The 16,608-nt window shown below is 73.9% G+C and carries 17 protein-coding genes; 7 read left to right on the forward strand and 10 right to left on the reverse strand.

The genetic code is table 11. From position 1 onward, the window contains the following. Positions 1 to 101: 101 nt before the first annotated feature. Together ABT112_RS23015 and ABT112_RS23020 are read right to left on the reverse strand one after the other, a co-directional pair. Positions 102 to 875, reverse strand: coding sequence for a bestrophin-like domain (locus tag ABT112_RS23015; protein WP_351512424.1), 774 nt, complete (start codon positions 873 to 875; stop codon positions 102 to 104). Positions 876 to 1,198: 323 nt separating this feature from the next. After that, positions 1,199 to 2,035: a hypothetical protein gene (locus ABT112_RS23020; protein WP_351512426.1), complete on the reverse strand. Its 837-nt coding sequence runs from the start codon at positions 2,033 to 2,035 to the stop codon at positions 1,199 to 1,201. 525 nt (positions 2,036 to 2,560) lie between these two features. Here ABT112_RS23020 and ABT112_RS23025 point away from each other — a divergent pair. From ABT112_RS23025 to ABT112_RS23035, 3 genes are read left to right on the forward strand one after another with little or no spacing between them, the layout of a single operon-like run. Beyond that, complete coding sequence (locus ABT112_RS23025; protein WP_351512428.1) at positions 2,561 to 3,373, forward strand: SAM-dependent methyltransferase; 813 nt, start codon at positions 2,561 to 2,563, stop codon at positions 3,371 to 3,373. Continuing rightward, a complete protein-coding gene (locus tag ABT112_RS23030) occupies positions 3,370 to 5,547 on the forward strand; it encodes a putative bifunctional diguanylate cyclase/phosphodiesterase (RefSeq protein ID WP_351512430.1) in 2,178 nt (725 codons plus the stop codon). The genes ABT112_RS23025 and ABT112_RS23030 overlap by 4 nt, the downstream gene beginning before the upstream one ends. Then, the gene (locus tag ABT112_RS23035) at positions 5,544 to 6,032 is read left to right on the forward strand and encodes a phosphatase domain-containing protein (RefSeq protein WP_351512432.1); all 489 of its coding nucleotides are present in this window, start codon (positions 5,544 to 5,546) and stop codon (positions 6,030 to 6,032) included. The genes ABT112_RS23030 and ABT112_RS23035 overlap by 4 nt, the downstream gene beginning before the upstream one ends. Positions 6,033 to 6,179: 147 nt before the next feature. Here ABT112_RS23035 and ABT112_RS23040 read toward each other — a convergent pair whose 3' ends face one another. Continuing rightward, positions 6,180 to 7,202: a rod shape-determining protein gene (locus ABT112_RS23040; protein WP_351512434.1), complete on the reverse strand. Its 1,023-nt coding sequence runs from the start codon at positions 7,200 to 7,202 to the stop codon at positions 6,180 to 6,182. Between the two features lie 146 nt (positions 7,203 to 7,348). Continuing rightward, positions 7,349 to 7,576: a dodecin gene (locus ABT112_RS23045; RefSeq protein WP_351512435.1), complete on the reverse strand. Its 228-nt coding sequence runs from the start codon at positions 7,574 to 7,576 to the stop codon at positions 7,349 to 7,351. 158 nt (positions 7,577 to 7,734) lie between these two features. Between ABT112_RS23045 and ABT112_RS23050 the strand changes: the two genes are divergently transcribed. From ABT112_RS23050 to ABT112_RS23060, 3 genes are all read left to right on the forward strand, one after another. After that, on the forward strand, positions 7,735 to 8,511 hold the full coding sequence (locus tag ABT112_RS23050) for a GNAT family N-acetyltransferase (protein WP_351512437.1): 777 nt from the start codon (positions 7,735 to 7,737) through the stop codon (positions 8,509 to 8,511). Further along, positions 8,508 to 9,482 (forward strand): lysophospholipid acyltransferase family protein, encoded by a 975-nt coding sequence (locus tag ABT112_RS23055; protein WP_351512439.1) that lies wholly within the window; start codon positions 8,508 to 8,510, stop codon positions 9,480 to 9,482. Before ABT112_RS23050 ends, ABT112_RS23055 begins: the two co-directional genes overlap by 4 nt. A 221-nt stretch (positions 9,483 to 9,703) precedes the next feature. Further along, positions 9,704 to 10,084, forward strand: coding sequence for a DUF427 domain-containing protein (locus ABT112_RS23060; protein ID WP_351512441.1), 381 nt, complete (start codon positions 9,704 to 9,706; stop codon positions 10,082 to 10,084). A gap of 66 nt (positions 10,085 to 10,150) precedes the next feature. Here the strand turns inward: ABT112_RS23060 and egtD are convergent, their stop codons facing one another. The 6 genes from egtD to ABT112_RS23090 form a co-directional block, all read right to left on the reverse strand. After that, a complete protein-coding gene (gene egtD / locus ABT112_RS23065) occupies positions 10,151 to 11,116 on the reverse strand; it encodes an L-histidine N(alpha)-methyltransferase (RefSeq protein WP_351512443.1) in 966 nt (321 codons plus the stop codon). Further along, positions 11,113 to 11,871 carry an ergothioneine biosynthesis protein EgtC gene (egtC, locus tag ABT112_RS23070; protein WP_351512445.1) on the reverse strand — a complete coding sequence of 253 codons (759 nt, stop codon included), beginning with the start codon at positions 11,869 to 11,871 and terminating at the stop codon, positions 11,113 to 11,115. Before egtC ends, egtD begins: the two co-directional genes overlap by 4 nt. Before the next feature lie 100 nt (positions 11,872 to 11,971). Continuing rightward, positions 11,972 to 13,339 (reverse strand): ergothioneine biosynthesis protein EgtB, encoded by a 1,368-nt coding sequence (gene egtB, locus ABT112_RS23075; RefSeq protein WP_351512447.1) that lies wholly within the window; start codon positions 13,337 to 13,339, stop codon positions 11,972 to 11,974. Beyond that, positions 13,336 to 14,622, reverse strand: a complete 1,287-nt coding sequence (gene egtA, locus ABT112_RS23080; protein WP_351512449.1) for an ergothioneine biosynthesis glutamate--cysteine ligase EgtA — start codon at positions 14,620 to 14,622, stop codon at positions 13,336 to 13,338. The genes egtB and egtA overlap by 4 nt, the downstream gene beginning before the upstream one ends. A 173-nt stretch (positions 14,623 to 14,795) precedes the next feature. Further along, the gene (locus ABT112_RS23085; protein WP_351512451.1) at positions 14,796 to 15,737 is read right to left on the reverse strand and encodes a LysR substrate-binding domain-containing protein; all 942 of its coding nucleotides are present in this window, start codon (positions 15,735 to 15,737) and stop codon (positions 14,796 to 14,798) included. Positions 15,738 to 15,757: 20 nt separating this feature from the next. Continuing rightward, positions 15,758 to 16,006, reverse strand: coding sequence for a hypothetical protein (locus ABT112_RS23090; protein ID WP_351512453.1), 249 nt, complete (start codon positions 16,004 to 16,006; stop codon positions 15,758 to 15,760). Between ABT112_RS23090 and ABT112_RS23095 the strand changes: the two genes are divergently transcribed. Then, complete coding sequence (locus ABT112_RS23095) at positions 15,984 to 16,607, forward strand: succinate dehydrogenase cytochrome b subunit (RefSeq protein ID WP_351512455.1); 624 nt, start codon at positions 15,984 to 15,986, stop codon at positions 16,605 to 16,607. The genes ABT112_RS23090 and ABT112_RS23095 overlap by 23 nt on opposite strands. Position 16,608 lies beyond the last annotated feature (1 nt).

Here is a 16,608-nt window from a genome sequence, read left to right on the forward strand (position 1 = left end):
GCTGCCCGTCGACGGGGCCGCGCGGGTGACCGGATTGCCCCGTTCCGACGTACCGTCACCTCGCCGGAACGGCGCGCGGGGTGGTGCCGTGACCCGTCGCGTCAACCGCCCGTTCCGGCAGCGCGCGGGAAGAGGTCGAGGAACGGCGCGGCCGAATCCGCGGCCCCCCGGCCGAGCGGTGTGTCGAAGTACCAGATCAGGAAGAGCAGGAATGCAATGAGCGCGCTGAACAGCCCGGCCAGCAGCAGTTCGCGCCCGGTCCGCCGGATCTGCAGCACGAAGATCATCCCGACGGTCACCACCGCACCGGTGATGAGGCCGAACCACACCACGCCCGGCATCGTGGCACCGGCGTTCCGGGCCCGGGCGCCGCGGGCGTCGTCGGCCGCGGCGATGTGATCCACCATCGGCTGGTAGGCCTGGTTCTCCAGCTCCGAGCGGGGAACATGTCCGGCCACGTCGTTGCGCACCCGGGCCATCAGCGCGGTTCCGCGCGCGGTGAGTCCGTCGTCGTCGGCCATGCGGGGCCACTCCTCGGTGACCACATGGCGCACGTAGGCGTCGATGTCCCGGCGGATGCGCTCGCGTGCGGCCGGCGCGTAGACCTCGGCGCGGGCGCTCACCTCGTGCAGCGCCTGGGCCTCGGTCCGCACGCCGTCCTCGGCCGCGCCCCGGGCCTCCCACACACCGGCGATGGCCAGGCCCAGCACGATGGCGTAGACCACGCCGATCATCATCGTCATGTAGTCGAGCACATCGGGCGTCTCCGAGGGGTCGTCGTCCTCGGCGACGCGGCGCTGGTGGAGCAGCACGATGGTGAGTACGACGGTGCAGGCGGCGGCCATGGCGATGGTCAATACCAGCCATCCGGGCATGGAAGTCCTTCCGTGGGCGGGTTCGTCGGGTCGGGCGGCACGGGCCGCGGGCCGGAGCGGGGCACGGCCGGAAGCGCCGGGCGGGAGTCGGGGCGTGACGGTGGTGACACGTCCTGGGTCCTGTCGTCGAACTCCCGTCGTCCGCCCGGAGGGCGGGCTCCGCGGCGTCAGGTGCGTGCTCTCGGCGTGCCGGGCCCTGAGCCTCGTACCGGACGTACTCGGGTCAGGGCCCGGTGCGGCGAGTGGGGCCACCTCCCGCGCCCTTCGGGCAGCGGGGGAGGGTGCAGGGCGTCGGGGAGCAGACGGGAGTTCGACGACCGGGCCTAGCGTCGTGAGCGGGGCCGCAGCGCTGCCGCGGCGAGCACCGCGGGCGCCGTGATGAGCAGGGTGAAGACGACCACCGAGCCCCCGCCCGGCGGTTTCTTCCGCACCGTCTTGCGGTAGCCGGGACGGGCCAGGGCGGCCGGCGACGGCGCCACCGACGGACGGGCCGACGGACGGGCCGACGGGCGGTGCGACCCCTCCGGCCGGGCGGGCGGTGACGGGACGGCGGACGGCGGGGAGGGCCGCGGAGCCGGCGGCGCCACCGACGGCGACGACGACGGTGGCCGGGACGGGCGGGGCGCGGAGGTCGGGTGGTGCGGTGCGGGCGGCCGTACGGCGGGCGGCGCCGGTGCCTGTGCCGGCGGAGGCGGGGCCGGCCGACGGCAGGTGACCCGGGCCACGGCGCCGCCCGCACCGGCGGAGGCGGTCGGCCACGGCGCCGATCCCGGGCACACCTCGGCCTCGGCCACGGCGCCCCCGGCCGAGGCCGTCACCCATACCTCGGGCCCTCCGGTCCGTCGGGGAGCGGTGACCCGGGGCGGCGGAATCCGGGGCGGCGGAATCCGGGGCCGCGCCACGGTGACGTGCCGGCCGGGTACCGTGATCCGCACCTCCGGAACCTGCCGCCAAGCCGTCCCCCGGCGGCCGGGCACCGGGAGCGGCCGTGCAGGGGTGGTGACCCGGACGTCGGGACCGTCCCAAGCGGCGGCGGGCCGCTCGGCCACGCCCAACAGCCCTGCCCCCACCGCCGTCCCGAGCAGCGCGCTCGCGAGGACGACCACCGCGCGGCGCACCTGCCGGCCGCCGCGAACCCCCACCCGGTGCCATGCGTTCACGCGGCGATCCTGCGTCGTGGCCGCGCCTTTCGGCCATGGTGTGGCCGAGGTTCCCCCCGAAGGGATGGATCACGGGCGGCCCGGGTTTGATCCGCCGCCGCGGGGCACTCGGCCCACCCGGAGGCTCCCGCCGGACCGCCGTACCGAGGCCGTTCGCGGAGTCCGTGAAGCAGCTGTCACAGAAGCGAAATTGCTCACACGGTCGATGAACCCGACTGATGCGAAGGCCGGTTGATCGTCAGCTCGATGAACTCGATTGAGGATCACCGGAGTTGACGTTCAACCGAGTTCTGCCGGGCCTCGCACGGCCGATGCCCGGACCCGGGGGCGGCGTCCCGGGCTGCGCGCCCCGTGCGCCCGGCGCAACACCACGTGCGCGCCCGGCGCACTTGCCTGCGGTCTGTGACGAGAACGGACCGAAGATTTCCGTTTGAGGTTCCGCTGTTGACGGGCGGTTCAGTAGCCTCAGGTGGACAGCGGCATGAACATGGCCGGACCAACCATGGCTGACAGCTGGAGACTTAGATGGAGCGCCCCTCCTGGGCCCCTCAGGGCATCGACCTTTCCGTGCCGAGCGTTTCCCGTATCTACGACTACTACTTGGGGGGCTCGCACAACTTCGAGGTCGACCGGGAAGCCGCCCGCAGGGCGATCGAGATCATGCCGGGGCTGCCCAAGATCATGCAAGCGAACCGGGCGTTCATGCGCCGCGCGGTGCGCTACGCGGTGGACCGCGGCGTCACCCAGTTCCTCGACATCGGCTCCGGCATACCCACGTTCGGCAACGTCCACGAGGTCGCGCAGGACGCCGGCCCCGGGGCCCGGGTCGTCTACGTCGACAACGACCCGGTCGCCGTCGCGCACAGCCGCGCCGTCCTGGAGGGCAACGCGCACGCCTCCGTCGTCGCGGCCGATCTGCGCAAGCCGCGGAGCATCCTGGACAGCGTCGCGTCGGGCGGGCTGTTGGATCTCGACCGTCCGGTCGCGCTGCTGCTGGTGGCCGTACTGCACTTCCTCGTCGACGAGGACGAGCCGTGGGCGGCGGTCGCCGAACTCCGGGACGCCCTCGCCCCGGGCAGCGTCCTGGTGCTGACCCACGCCTCGACCGAGGGCGGGCCCACATCCTCCGAGCAGGGCGAAAGGGTGGAACAGGTGTACCGGAAAGCGAGCTCTCAGCTGATCATGCGGTCGCGGGCGCAGGTCGAGCGGTTCTTCGACGGCTTCACCTTCGCCGACCCCGGTCTGGTCGCGATGCCGGACTGGCGTCCGGACACTCCGCCCGAGCACGAGGACCCGGTGGTCTTCACCGGCTTTGCCGGCGTGGGGTACAAGGCGTGACCAGACCCCCCGGGGAAACCGGGCATCCCGAACGCGACGATCCGGACGCCGACGGACCGGAGAGCCGCCTGCGGCGCTTCGCGCGGATATGGAGCCGGGCCATCTACCCGGCCACGGCCACCTCGATGACGCGCGCCGAGTTCGAGGAGTTCCTCGTACCGCTGGCGCGACAGCTCCGGGACGCGCTCGCCGCGCGGCCGTTCGACCCGAACCCGGGCGTGGGGGTGGGGGAGGCGCTGGTCGCCGCCCACTGCACCGACCCCGGGTCGCTGCCCCGGTCGCTCGGGGTGGTCGACGCGTACCTGGTGCTGTACTGCCTGCCCTGCGAGACCCTGCCGGCGGAGGAGAGCCGGGCCCGGAGTGTGCGGCTGCAGCACTCCATCGCCGCCGGCTTCGCGCAGGCCCTGCGCGAGCGCACGCTCGGTGAGCAGGAGGCCATGTCCCGGGCCGCGCTGCGCGCGCAGGCCGAGGCGGAGAAGGCGCTGCACACCAGTGAGGCGCGGTTCCGGGCGGTCTTCGAGGGCGCCACCGTGGGCATCGGGATCTCGGACATGGACGGGAACATCCTCGACGTCAACGATGCGCTGCTGCGGATGTTCGGCGGTCTGGAGAACCATCTCCGCGGCCGCCGGGTCACCGAGTGGGCGCACCCGGACGACACACCGGGCGTCTGGAACCTGCAGCGCGAGGTGGCCCAGGGCGAGCGCGACCACTACCGGATCGACAAGCCGTACTACCGCACCGACGGGACCGTGCTCTGGACCGACCTCACGGTCTCGCTGCTGCGGGACGCCGCGGGCGACCCGCAGTACATGCTCGCGCTGATGGAGGACATCACCGAACGGCGGCTGCTGCACGAGCAGTTGCGGTACGAGGCGACGCATGACGCGCTGACCGGGCTGCCCAACCGGACGCTGTTCTTCGAGCGCCTGGAGGCGGCGCTCGGCACCCGGAGCGGCGCCGCCCGCTTCGGGCTGTGCTACCTCGACCTCGACGGGTTCAAGGCGGTCAACGACAGCCTCGGACACGCCGTGGGCGATCAGCTGCTGGTGGCCGTGGCCGACCGGCTGCAGACCTGCCTGACCTCCGAGGAGCAACTGATCGCCCGGATCGGCGGCGACGAGTTCGTGGCGCTCATCCAGGACCCGGCGACGCAGGAGGACGTGACCGCCCTCGCCCGCCGGATCCTGGGCGCGCTCGCCGAACCGGTCACGCTGGACGGCCGCGAACTCCCGGTCCGGGGCAGCATCGGCATCGTCGACGGGCCCGCGGGGGAACTGGGCCCGGCGGAGGTGCTGCGCAGCGCGGACATCACCATGTACCGGGCCAAGGCCGCCGGCGGCAACCGCTACGAGCACGCCGATCCCGAGGCCGACGTCGTGGCCATCACCCGGCATGCGCTGACCACCAGCCTTCCGATGGCCCTGGAGCGCGGCGAGTTCTTCATCGAGTACCAGCCGCTCGTCCGGCTCAGCGACGGCATCGTGCACGGCGCGGAGGCCCTGGTGCGCTGGTGCCATCCGCGGTGCGGGGTCCTCGGCCCCGACCAGTTCATCCCGCTGGCCGAGGACACCGGGCTGATCGTGCCGCTGGGCCGCTGGGTGCTGGAGGAGGCCGTACGGCAGGCCCGCGACTGGCAGTTCGGGGCGAGCCGGGAGCCGCTGCGGGTCAACGTCAACCTCTCGCCGTTCCAGCTCCGGCACCCGGGCCTGGTCCGGGACACGGTGGACGTGCTCAAGGACGCCGGGCTCGACCCCAGCGGTCTGTGCCTGGAGGTGACCGAGTCCGCGCTGATCGGCGCCGACGAGTCGCTGCTGAAGCCGCTGCGGCAACTCGCCGACCTGGGCGTGGACATCGCTCTGGACGACTTCGGCACGGGCTACTCCAATCTCTCCAATCTGCGCCGTATGCCGGTGAGTACGCTCAAACTGGACCGTTCGTTCACCCGGGGCATGCAGCAGGACCCGGCCGACCCGATCGACATCAAGATCGTGGAGGGGGTGGTCTCGCTCGCCCACACCCTCGACCTCGCGGTTACGGTGGAAGGCGTGGAGACCGGAACCCAGGCCGAGCATCTGCGGATCCTCGGCTGCGACACCGCCCAGGGCTGGTACTACGCCCGCCCCGGACCGCCGGAGCGGCTGCACGCACTGTCCCTGGCGGACGCCTCGTGACCGGCGGAGCCCGGCCGCTCGCCGTCTTCGACCTGGACGGCACGCTGGCCGGCACCGCCCACCGGCAGCACTTCCTGGAGCGCCGCCCGCGCGACTGGGACGGCTTCTTCGCCGCGGCCCCGCAGGACCCGCCGCTCGGCGAGGGCGTCGAACTCGCGCTGAGCAGCGCGGCCGAGTGCGAGGTGGTGTACGTGACCGGGCGCCCCGAGCGGTGCCGCCGGGACACCCTGGACTGGCTGGCCGCGCACGGCCTGCCGGAGGGGCGGCTGCTGATGCGGCCCAACAGTGACCGGCGTCCGGCCCGCCACGTCAAACCGGAGATCCTGCGCCGGCTCGCCCGCGGCCGGGAGATCCGGATGTTCGTGGACGACGACGAGCTGGTCTGCGACGCCTGCGAGCGCGCCGGATTCCGGGTGGTGCGGGCCCGTTGGGCGACACCGTCGGCCGCACTGCGCGACGCGCAGGAGCGGGAGGGCAGGACCTGAGAGACGCCGGGGGCGGGTACGGAACACGTACCCGCCCCCGGCGCCTTGGAGGTCCTGCGCAACGAGCGCCCGATGAGGTCCCACGGCACCCAACCACCCGACCCGGGCGGGGACAGTGCAAGGCCTCTTGGCGCGGCCCGCGCGGGCTCAGCTCGCCAGCGGATCCAGGTGCAGCGGCCTGACCTTGCCCTCCAGCATCGCGCCCAGCCCGCGCACCGCACAGGTGTCGGGCCGCTCCGCGGTGTGGGCGGGCATGCCGGTCGCCCGGCTCAGCATGGTGTCCAGGCCGGGCAGCAGCGCGCTGCCGCCGGCCAGCATGATGCCCCGGTCGGACAGGTCGGCGACCAGGTCCGGCGGGCAGCGCCGCAGGACCGTCCGGATGCCGTCCAGCACACCGGTCAGCGGGGTGGAGATGACCCGCCGCAGGTCCTCGGTGTCCACCACCACCGAGCGGGCGAGCCCCGTGGTGACGTCCCGGCCGTGCACCTCGGTCTGCGTCTCCTCCACCGACCCCAGGACGAGGTGCAGCGGGCGCACCGCCGGGCTCGGCAGCATCAACTCGTGCTCGTTGCGCAGATGCTCGACGACCGCGTGGTCGATGGAGTTGCCGCCCACCGGGATGGTCTCGGCGGAGACGATCGAGCCCAGTGAGAGCACCGCGACCTGCGAGGTCGCGGCGCCGCACACCACGATCATCGTCGCCTCGGGCTGTTCCACGGGGAGCCCGCAGCCCACGGCCGCGCAGACCAGGGTGTCCGCCAGCTCCACCCGGCGGGCGCCGAGCGCGGTGAGCGTCTCCACGGCGGCCCGCTGCGTCAGCGGCTCGCTGTCGTGCGGGGTGCAGGCCGCGATCCGCAGCGTCGGCCTGCGCCGCCAGGCCTTGCGGAGCTTGCCGCCGATGAGCTGACGGAGCATGCGCTGCGCCATGTCGATGTCCACCACGGTGCCACCGGAGATGGGGCGGACCACCCGGATGTGATCGGGGGTCCGGCCGGTCATCCGCTCCGCGAGTTCACCGACGGCGAGGAGCGCCCCGCTGCGGGTGTTCACGGCGGCCACGCTCGGCTCGTCGACGACCAGACCGGTGTCCTTCACGTACACCCTCGTCCGCGCCGCCCCGAGGTCGACGGCGACCGTGCATCGGCGCAACTGATCCAGGCTTACGGGCACGGGAGTCCTCCCCTTGAGGAACGTGGCGAACTGCGATCCGCCGCCACTCTATTCCCAGCTTGCCCGTTTTAATCCTTATATGCCCGTTGGGTTGCGCCGCTCGTGCGACGGTGCCCCCGAACGGACGCGTACGTCCCGGCAGGACCTCAGGAGCCCGGTCCATCGGCGTCGTCCAGCCGGAAACCCACCTTCAGTCCGACCTGGAAGTGCTCGATACCGCCCTCTTCGATGTGTCCGCGAATCTGTGTGACCTCGAACCAGTCCAGATTGCGCAGGGTCCGCGCGGCGCGTCGGATTCCGTTCCGAATTGCGGCATCGACTCCCTCGTGCGAGGATCCGACGATTTCGGTCACCCGGTAGGTGTGATCGGACATGGCGCCCTCCCTGCCGACGGGACGATGCGGTCTTCCTCCCACCGTGCCCCAGCCCGGGACGGCCCGCGAGGCGGGGTGCCCCCAGCATTCAGCCGCCGCACACCCGCGCTCCGTGAAACGTCCACGTCACGGCCAGCCCGCGCCGCCACACAGGAGGCATGACGATTTCGCCTCCGCTCGCCCCCGCCCCGCGGCGGGCCGCCGTCCGCCCCCGCTACACCGTCTCCCTCGCCCGCGACGCACAGGACGTCCGGGCCGCACAGCACCTCCGGCACGAGGTGTTCGCCGGGGAGATGGGCGCGCTGCTCGCCACCACCGAGCCCGGACTGGACATCGACCCCTTCGACGCCTACTGCGACCACCTCCTCGTCCGCGAGGAGAGCACCGGCCTCGTCGTCGGCACCTACCGGCTGCTGCCGCCCGACCGGGCCGCGGTCGCCGGGCGGCTCTACGCCGAGGGCGAGTTCGACCTCGGCCGGCAGGCCGGGCTCCGGCACGACCTGGTCGAGGTCGGCCGCTCCTGCGTCCACCCCGACCACCGCGACGGCGCGGTCATCTCGCTGATGTGGGCCGGGATCGCCCGCTACCTGACGGACCGCGGGCACGAGTGGCTCGCCGGCTGCTGCTCCATACCGCTCGCCGACGGCGGAACCCTCGCCGCCGGCGTCTGGGACACGGTCTCCGCGAAGCACCTCGCGCCGCCGGAGTACCGGGTCGAGCCGCGCCTGCCGTGGCAGCCCACCGGCGTCGCCCCCACCGGCCGCACCCCGCTGCCGCCGCTGCTGCGCGGCTACCTCCGGCTCGGCGCCTGGGTCTGCGGGGAGCCCGCCCACGACCCCGACTTCAACGTCGCGGACCTGTACGTCCTGCTCTCCCTGAAGCGCACCGACCCGCGCTACCTCCGCCACTTCCTCTCCCTCGCCCCGGCGGCATGAGCGTCTGGCTGCCCAGCGCCCCGTGCACGGCCCCGCGCTGTCTGGCCGGCCCCGCGCCCACCGTGGCGGGGCCGCGCCGGGCGGTCCGGTACGCGGCGCTGCTCTCCGTGCTGACGTGCGGAGTCCTTCTCTCGCCCGTGGCCGGCGCGCTCCCCGCGGGGCTCCGCGACCGGCTCACCGCCCGCTGGTCGCGGGCCCTGGTCGCGGCCCTCGGCGTACGGGTCCGGATCACCGGCGGCGACACCGAACGGACGGCCTCCGGGGCCCTCGTCGTCGCCAACCACGTCTCCTGGCTGGACATCCCGCTCATCGCCGCCGCCCGCCCCGGCCGGATGCTGGCCAAGGCGGAGATCGCGCACTACCCGGTCCTCGGCCGGCTCGCCGCCCGCGGCGGCACGCTCTTCGTGGACCGGGCCCGGCTGCGGGCCCTTCCCGGCACGGTCGGCGAGATCGGCTCGGTGCTGCGGACCGGCCGCACGGTGGTGGCCTTCCCCGAGGGCAGCACCTGGTGCGGGCGCCGCCACGGACGCTTCCGGAACGCCGTGTTCCAGGCCGCTCTCGACGCCTCCGCCCCGGTGCAGCCGGTCGCCGTCCGCTACCGGCTGCTGGACCGCTCACCCACGGCCGTCCCGGCGTTCATCGGCGAGGACACCCTGCTCACCTCGGTGCGCCGGGTCGCCCGCTCCCGTGGGCTGGTCGCCGAACTGGTCCTGCTGCCGCGGATACCCGCCGGCGCGTACCCCGACCGCCGCGCCCTGGCCCGGGCCGCCCACGCGGCGGTCCGCGGGGTGACGGAGGGCCCGCGGGGTGACTGGGGCGTGCCGGGGGATCCTCACCCTGACGATCTCCGCCCGGGCGATGTCTCCCCGGGCGGTCTCGACCGGGGCGGTCTCGGCCGGGGTGATCTCCACCCGGGCGAGGTCACGGACGGGCGGGTGGGAATCAGCGGGCCGGACGGGGTGTTGACGTAGGGAGAGCCACGGCACGCCGCCGGATGCGGCGTCCGGCCGCACGCCGGACGAGGGCGTGGGCACCGTGGACAGCAGGTGAACGGCGCCCGGGGGAGGAACCCGGGTGTACGACGCTTGACGGCAGGACGCCGGGTGAGCGTCCGCCCGCGCACCGCGGGCGGCCCGCAGCCTGCACATGACACACCTGCACATGGACACAGCCGGCAGCGAAGGAGCGCATCGTGCCCCACCGCAAGCACACCGTCGAAGCCGTCCCCGGTTCGCAGCACGTCCGGGTCGAGATCGGAGGCCAGGTCGTCGCCGAGACCCGCAGCCCGGTGCTGGTGCACGAGACGGGCCTGCCGGTCCGCTACTACCTGCCCCCGGCGGACGTGGCCACGGACCGCCTGGAGGCCACGGTCTCCAGCACCCACTGCCCGTTCAAGGGCGACGCCGCGTACTGGTCCTACCGGGACGGCACGGGCGAGCTCCGCGAGGACGTGGTGTGGGCCTACCCGGACCCGCTCGCGGAGGTCGCCGCGATCAAGGACCATCTGTGCTTCTACGACACCGTCGCCGACATCGTGGTGGACGGGGTGAAGGTGGCCGGACCGGGCGCCTGAGGTCCCCGTACCGTTCGTCCGCGGCCGGGGCTCCTGCGGAGCAACCGGCCGCGGACGGCTGGTGTGTCAGTCCTCCGGAAAGGCCAGCGACAGTGCGAACCGGCCCGCCGTGTCCGTCCACCAGTGGCGCAGCGCCAGTCCGGCCGCCGCCAGCTCCTCCCGCACGGTCTCCTGGCGGAACTTGGCCGAGATCTCGGTCCGCAGTTCCTCGCCCGCCGCGAAGGTGACCGCCAGGTCCAGCGCCGGGATCTTCGCGGTCAGCGCGGTGCGGGCGCGCAGGCGCATCTCGATCCACTCGTGGCCGGCATCCCAGACGGCGACGTGGTCGAAGGCGTCGGGGTCGAAGTCGGCGCCCAGTTCGCGGTCGAGGACGGACAGCACGTTCTTGTTGAACGCCGCCGTGACCCCGGCCGCGTCGTCGTACGCCGCGACCAGCGTCGCCTCGTCCTTCACCAGGTCGGTGCCGAGCAGTAGGGCGTCGCCGGGGGAGAGGAACTCCCGGACCGAGCCGAGGAACGCGGCGCGTTCGGCGGGCAGCAGATTGCCCAGCGTGCCGCCGAGGAAGGCCACCAGCCGCGGCCCGGGGCTCTCCGGGAGGTCCAGGCCGTGCTGGAAGTCGGCGACCAGGGCGTGCACGGTGAGCCCGGGGCGCTCCTCCAGCAGGGCCCGGCCGGCCAGGGTGAGCGCCGACTCGCTGACGTCCACGGGCACATAGGTGCGCAGACCGGTGAGGGCGTCGAGCAGGTGCCGGGTCTTCTCGGACGAGCCGGAGCCGAGTTCGACGAGGGTGCGGGCCCCGGTCGCGGCGGCGATGTCGGCGGCCCGGTCGATCAGGATCTCCCGTTCGGCGCGGGTCGGGTAGTACTCGGGCAGCCGGGTGATCTCCTCGAACAGCTCGCTGCCGCGGGCGTCGTAGAACCACTTGGGCGGCAGCTGCTTCGGCGTGGCGGTCAGCCCCCGCTGCACATCGGAGCGGAGAGCGGCGGTGGTGGCGTCGGCGGGCAGGGTGCGGGTGACGGCGAACGGACTCAACGGCTCGGCTCCTTGAGCGGGGTCAGGAGGACATCGGTGCGGGTGGCGGTGAGAAGGGTCCGGTCGGGTACCTCGGTCCAGCGGGTGTCGTCGTCGTACGGTTCGGAGGCGACGGCCACGGAGCGCCGGGCGGGGTCGTGCAGGTGCCAGAGGGTGTCGCCCCAGGCGGTGGCGGCGATCGACACCCCGTCGGTGAGCAGGAAGTTGAGCCGGGAGCCGGGGGCGGCCTCGGCGAGCGCGGTGGCGCTGTCGGCGAGGGCCTGGCCCGGCTCGTCCCCGGAGCGCAGCCGGTTGCGGATCAGCGCCCAGACCAGCGCCGAGTCGCAGCGGGCCTCCAGGGTGAGCAGTTCCACGGTGGGCAGTCCGGCGGCGAGCGGGGCCGCCGAGCCGGGCCAGTCCGTGAGGGCGCCGTTGTGGCTGAACAGCCAGGGCCCGTCGGCGAACGGTGCCGCCGCGGCCTCCCCGTCCGCCCCGGCCTCGGTGGCGTCCCGGACGGCCGCGAGCACGGCGCCGGTGCGGACCACCCGGGCCAGGTCGGCGAACGACTGGTCCGCCCAGATGGGTCCGGACCTGCGGTAGCGGGCGGGCACCGGGTCGCCGGGGGCGTACCAGCCGACGCCGAAGCCGTCGGCATTGACGGTGCCGTACCGCTGCCGGCGCGGCGCCCAGGACTGCCGGAACAGCCCGTGCGGCGGGCGCAGGGTGACCTCGCCGACCGGTGTCTCCGGTCCCAGGTAAGCGATATGACGGCACATCAGATCCACCTCCCGGCGGCGCCCCGGACACAGGCCGGGTGCGGCCGAGTGGTCCGGCGGCGGAGTCCGTCGGCGCGCGGCGGGGCTGCTCGGCGGGTGATCACACGGCCTCCGGGGTGGCGTCGCGGGCGGTCCGGAAGCCGGAGAAGATCTGCCGCCGGATCGGGTGGTCCCAGTTGCGGAACGTGCCGCGGCAGGCGACCGGGTCGACGGCGAAGCAGCCGCCGCGGAGCACCTTGTAGCCGTCGCCGAAGAACACCTCGGAGTACTCCCGGTACGGGAAGGCGGCGAACCCCGGGTAGGGCAGGAACTCGCTGGACGTCCACTCCCACACATCGCCCATCAGCTGCCGCACGCCCAGCGGCGAGGCGCCCGCCGGATAGCTGCCCACGGGGGCGGGCCGCAGATGGCGCTGGCCGAGGTTGGCGAGCTCGGGGGAGGGATCGGCGTCGCCCCACGGGTAGCGCCGGGAGCGGCCGGTGGCCGGGTCGTGGCGGGCCGCCTTCTCCCACTCCGCCTCGGTGGGCAGCCGGCGCCCGGCCCAGCGCGCGTAGGCGTCGGCCTCGTACCAGCTGACGTGCAGCACCGGCTCCTCGGCGGGCACCGGCTCGGTGACCCCGAACCGCCGCCGCAGCCAGGCCCGGCCGTCGCGCTGCCAGAACAGCGGCGCGGCCAGGCCGTGTTCCCGGATGTACGCCCAGCCCTCGGGGGCCCACCAGCGGGCGTCGTCGTAGCCGCCGTCCTCGATGAAGCGGGTGTAGGCGCCGTTGCTGACCGGCACCGTGTCGAGGAAGAAGCCCGGCACCTCGCGGGTGTGGCCGGGGCGTTCGTTGTCCAGGGACCACGGCTCGGTGGACGTCCCCATGAGGAACGGGCCGCCGGGCACCAGGACCTCGGCGGGCAGCCCCGCGGCGTCGGCCGGTGCGGGCGGCGGCGGGGGAGCGGTCAGGGCGGCCGGTCCGCGCCGCAACTGGTGGGTGATGAGCATCGTCTCGTCGTGCTGCTGCTCGTGCTGGGCGATCATCCCGAAGGCGAACCCGGCGTCGATGAGCCGGCCGCCGGTCAGCGGGGTGCTCTCCAGCACGTCCAGCACCCGGCTGCGCACGTCGGCGACATAGCTCCGGGCCTCGGCGGGCGGCAGCAGCGGCAGCGAGGGGCGCTCGGCCCGCGGGTGCTCGAACGCGTCGTAGACCTTGTCGATGTCCGGCCGGAGGGCCTCCCGGCCGCCGACGGTCCGCAGCAGCCACTGCTCCTCCTGGTTGCCGATGTGGGTCAGGTCCCACACGAGCGGCGACATCAGGGGCGAGTGCTGGGCGGTGAGGTCGGGGTCCTCGACGCAGGTGGTGAGGAGCGCGGTGCGTTCCCGGGCGGTGCGGAGGGCGTCGACGGCCCGCTGCCGGAGCGCCTCGGCACCGACGACAGGGGCTGTTTCGGTGAGGGGGCCGGTGGCGGGGCCGGTGGCGGTCATGAGCGGATGTCCTTCCCTGAAGCCTTCCCTGGAGCGCGGTCGAGCACGTCGTCGGCGGGACATCGTCCGCGGGCGACATAGCGGTCGGTGAAGGCGGCCACGGCGGCCCGGAGCGCGTCGGACGCCCCGATCCGGGGCAGCGCCTCCTGCGCGGCCGCGAAGCAGACGAGGGCCGCGGCGTGCAGTTCGGGGTCGGCGAGACCGTGCCGGGCGGCGGCGCGCCACAGCGGATTGCGGGGCGCCGGAGCGGAACCGGCGGTCTCGGCGAGCGGTTTGATCGCCCGGTAGACGGTCTCGGACGCCTCCGGGTCGTCGAAGAGGGCGGCCGTCACGGCCAGCGGGACCTGCCACCCGTCGTCCCCGCGCTGGGCGTCGATCATGCGCAGCTCCAGGTGGCCGCGCGGCCGGACCGGCGGGAAGAGGGTCGTCACGTGGTAGTCGAGGTCCGCCTGTTCCGGTGGCCGGGGGAGGCCGCGGCGGATCCACTCCCGGAACGTCAGCCCCTCCGGAACGCTCCAGGGCCCCTCGTCGCAGCGCACGCACATCACCGGCGCGTCGAGCACGTACCGGGTCCACGCCGCCCGCGGGGCCCGGCCGTCGGGCGGGGCGAGCGACCGGCCCGGGTCGAGCTCGGCCCAGACGGCCTGCCGGGTGGACCGCCAGCCGGTGGGCCGGCCCTCGCGCAGCGGGGAGTTCGCGAACGCCGCGACCAGCACGGCGCCCAGCAGATGGGCGAGCCGCCACCGGCGGGCGTACCCCAGCGGGCCCGGCTCCTCGTGACCGGCGTCCAGACACACCTGCACGGACGCCGAGGAACACATCATGGAGCGGCCGGCCGGGCCGCCGCGGTCGAAGTACGCCTCCATGGCGTCGTACCGGGGTGCGGTGAGCAGCCGGCGGGGCGGATGCCGCGGGTCGTGGCCGTGGCCCACCAGGCGCAGCGCGTGCTCGCGCAGCGCGGCCCGGACGAGGGCCAGATCCGCCTCGGCCTGCGCCACACACGCGGTGAGCGAGCCGGCCGGAGGGGGGCTGAGTTCGAGCTGGCCACCGGGCTCGAACGTCAGCGGGGACCGCAGCGGCAGGCGGCGCAGCGCCGCGACGGCGGCGGCGTGCCGGCCGGGGTCCACGGGCCGGGACGGCTGGTGCAGGTCCCGGACCAGCCATTCCAGTTCGATACCGAGCCGCCGGGGCGGTCCGGTCTTGAAACAGATGCCCTCCACGTAGGCCTCGGCGACGGCCTCGGTCAGGGTGCTCGCGGGGGTCGTCCTCGGTTCGTGCAGCACGGCCGGTACCTCTCGTCGAAGGAACCCTCTCGCAGCCCGGCCGGTCGCGGTGCCGAGTTGCTCGTTCCACCTAAGCCACTGGGAGACACACCCTCAAGACTGCCCGGCGCCGCTCCGGTAATGCGGAACGTCGCCGGTGCCCGGGCCGGAGCCCGGGCTGCCCGGGCCGGAGCTCAGGCGGGGGCGGTCAATTCCGTGCCTTCAGGCAGCCTCCCCCGAGCCGCGGCATCCCGCAAATGCTCCAGCAGCACCCGGCGCAGCTCCCGCGCGGCCCGGGGCGGCGCCACATCCGTCCGGTGGGCGAGGGCGATGGTGCGCCGCAGCCCCGGAGCGGCGAACGGGGTGCTCCGCAGCCCCGGACCGGCCCGTCCGGCGACCATGCTCGGCAGCACCGCCAGGCCCAGACCCGCCCGGACGAAGCCGAGCACCGCGTCCAGCTCCCCGCCCTCCACCGCGAAGGTCGGCTCGAAGCCCGCCGCCCGGCAGGCCGCGACGGTGAGTTCCCGCAGGTCGTAGCCGTGCCGGAACATCACCAGTGGCTGGTCGCGCAGATCCTCGGGCCGGACCGGGCCGCCCCCGCCCGGCGCCCCGGCGGCCTGCGACGACACCACCACGAGGTCCTCCCGCAGCAGCTCCGTCGTCGTGAGGGCGGGGGAGGAGGCGGGCAGCGGCAGGATCAGCAGGGCCAGGTCGAGCCCGCCCCGGGCCAGCCCGCGCACCAGGTCGTGCGAACCGCTCTCCTCGAGCAGCAGCTCGATCCCCGGATGCCGATCGTGGAAGGCGCGCAGCACGTCCGGCAGCAGGCCGGTGCACAGGCTCGGCGTGGCCCCGAGGCGCACCCGGCCGCGCCGCAGCTGCACCACCTCCTGCACCGCGTAGCGGGCCGTCTCGGTGTCGGCCAGAATGCGCCGGGCCAGCGGGAGCAGCGCCTCACCGGCGTCGGTCAGCGCGACATGGCCGCGGGCCCGGCTGAAGAGGTCCGCGCCCAGCTCCCGTTCCAGGGCCCTGATCTGCTGGGACAACGACGGCTGGGCGACATGGACCTGCTCGGCGGCCCGGGTGAAGTGCCGGGTCTCGGCCACCGCGACGAAGTACCGGAGCTGCTGGAACTGCACTCCTCCACCATAGGCCCTGCCTATGGAGATGAGCCGAACCATGTCTTGGACCTGTCGAAGGGGCCGGTCCTACCGTCAAGGACCATGGCACTCCCAACGAGGGCGGACCCTCCGTCCACGGCGGCTTCATCCTCCACGGCGGCTACGTCGTCCACGACCTCTTCGTCCACGGCGGCTTCGTCGCCCACGGCTTCTCTGTCCACCCTGCGTCTGGTCTGGCGGTCGACCGTCGGCAAGAAGGCGGTCATGGCCGTCACCGGCGTGGTCATGCTGCTCTTCCTGGTCTCCCACATGGTGGGCAACCTCAAGGTCTTCTTCGGCCCCGACGAGTTCAACCAGTACGGCGCCTGGCTGCGCACCATCGGGGCACCGGTCCTGCACCGCACCTGGTTCCTGTGGATCATGCGCACCGGGCTCACCGCGTGCGTCGTCCTGCACGGCGTCGCCGCGTACCAGCTCAGGCGGCGGGACCGGGCCGCCCGGCCGCAGGGCTACGCCCACCGGCGGCGCCGGGCCGGCTATGCCACCCGCACCATGCGCTGGGGCGGGGTGATCCTCGGACTCTTCATCGTGTGGCACATCCTGGACTTCACCACCCTCACGGTGAACCCGCGGGCCGAGCGGGACCATCCGTACGAGAATCTCGTCGCCTCCTTCTCGACCTGGTACGGCGGCGGCATCTACATCGTGGCGATGCTCGCCCTCTGTCTCCACATCCATCACGGCTTCTGGAGCGCGGCGCAGACCCTCGGCGCCAACAGCGCCCGCCGGAACCGGACGCTCAAGGCGACGGCCCTCGGCCTCTCCGCCCTGCTGACCGTCGGCTTCCTGAGCGTGCCCGTCGCCGTACTGACCGGGCTGGTGAACTGAC

The organism is Streptomyces sp. NPDC002055, from assembly GCF_040296705.1.
GTDB lineage: Bacteria > Actinomycetota > Actinomycetes > Streptomycetales > Streptomycetaceae > Streptomyces.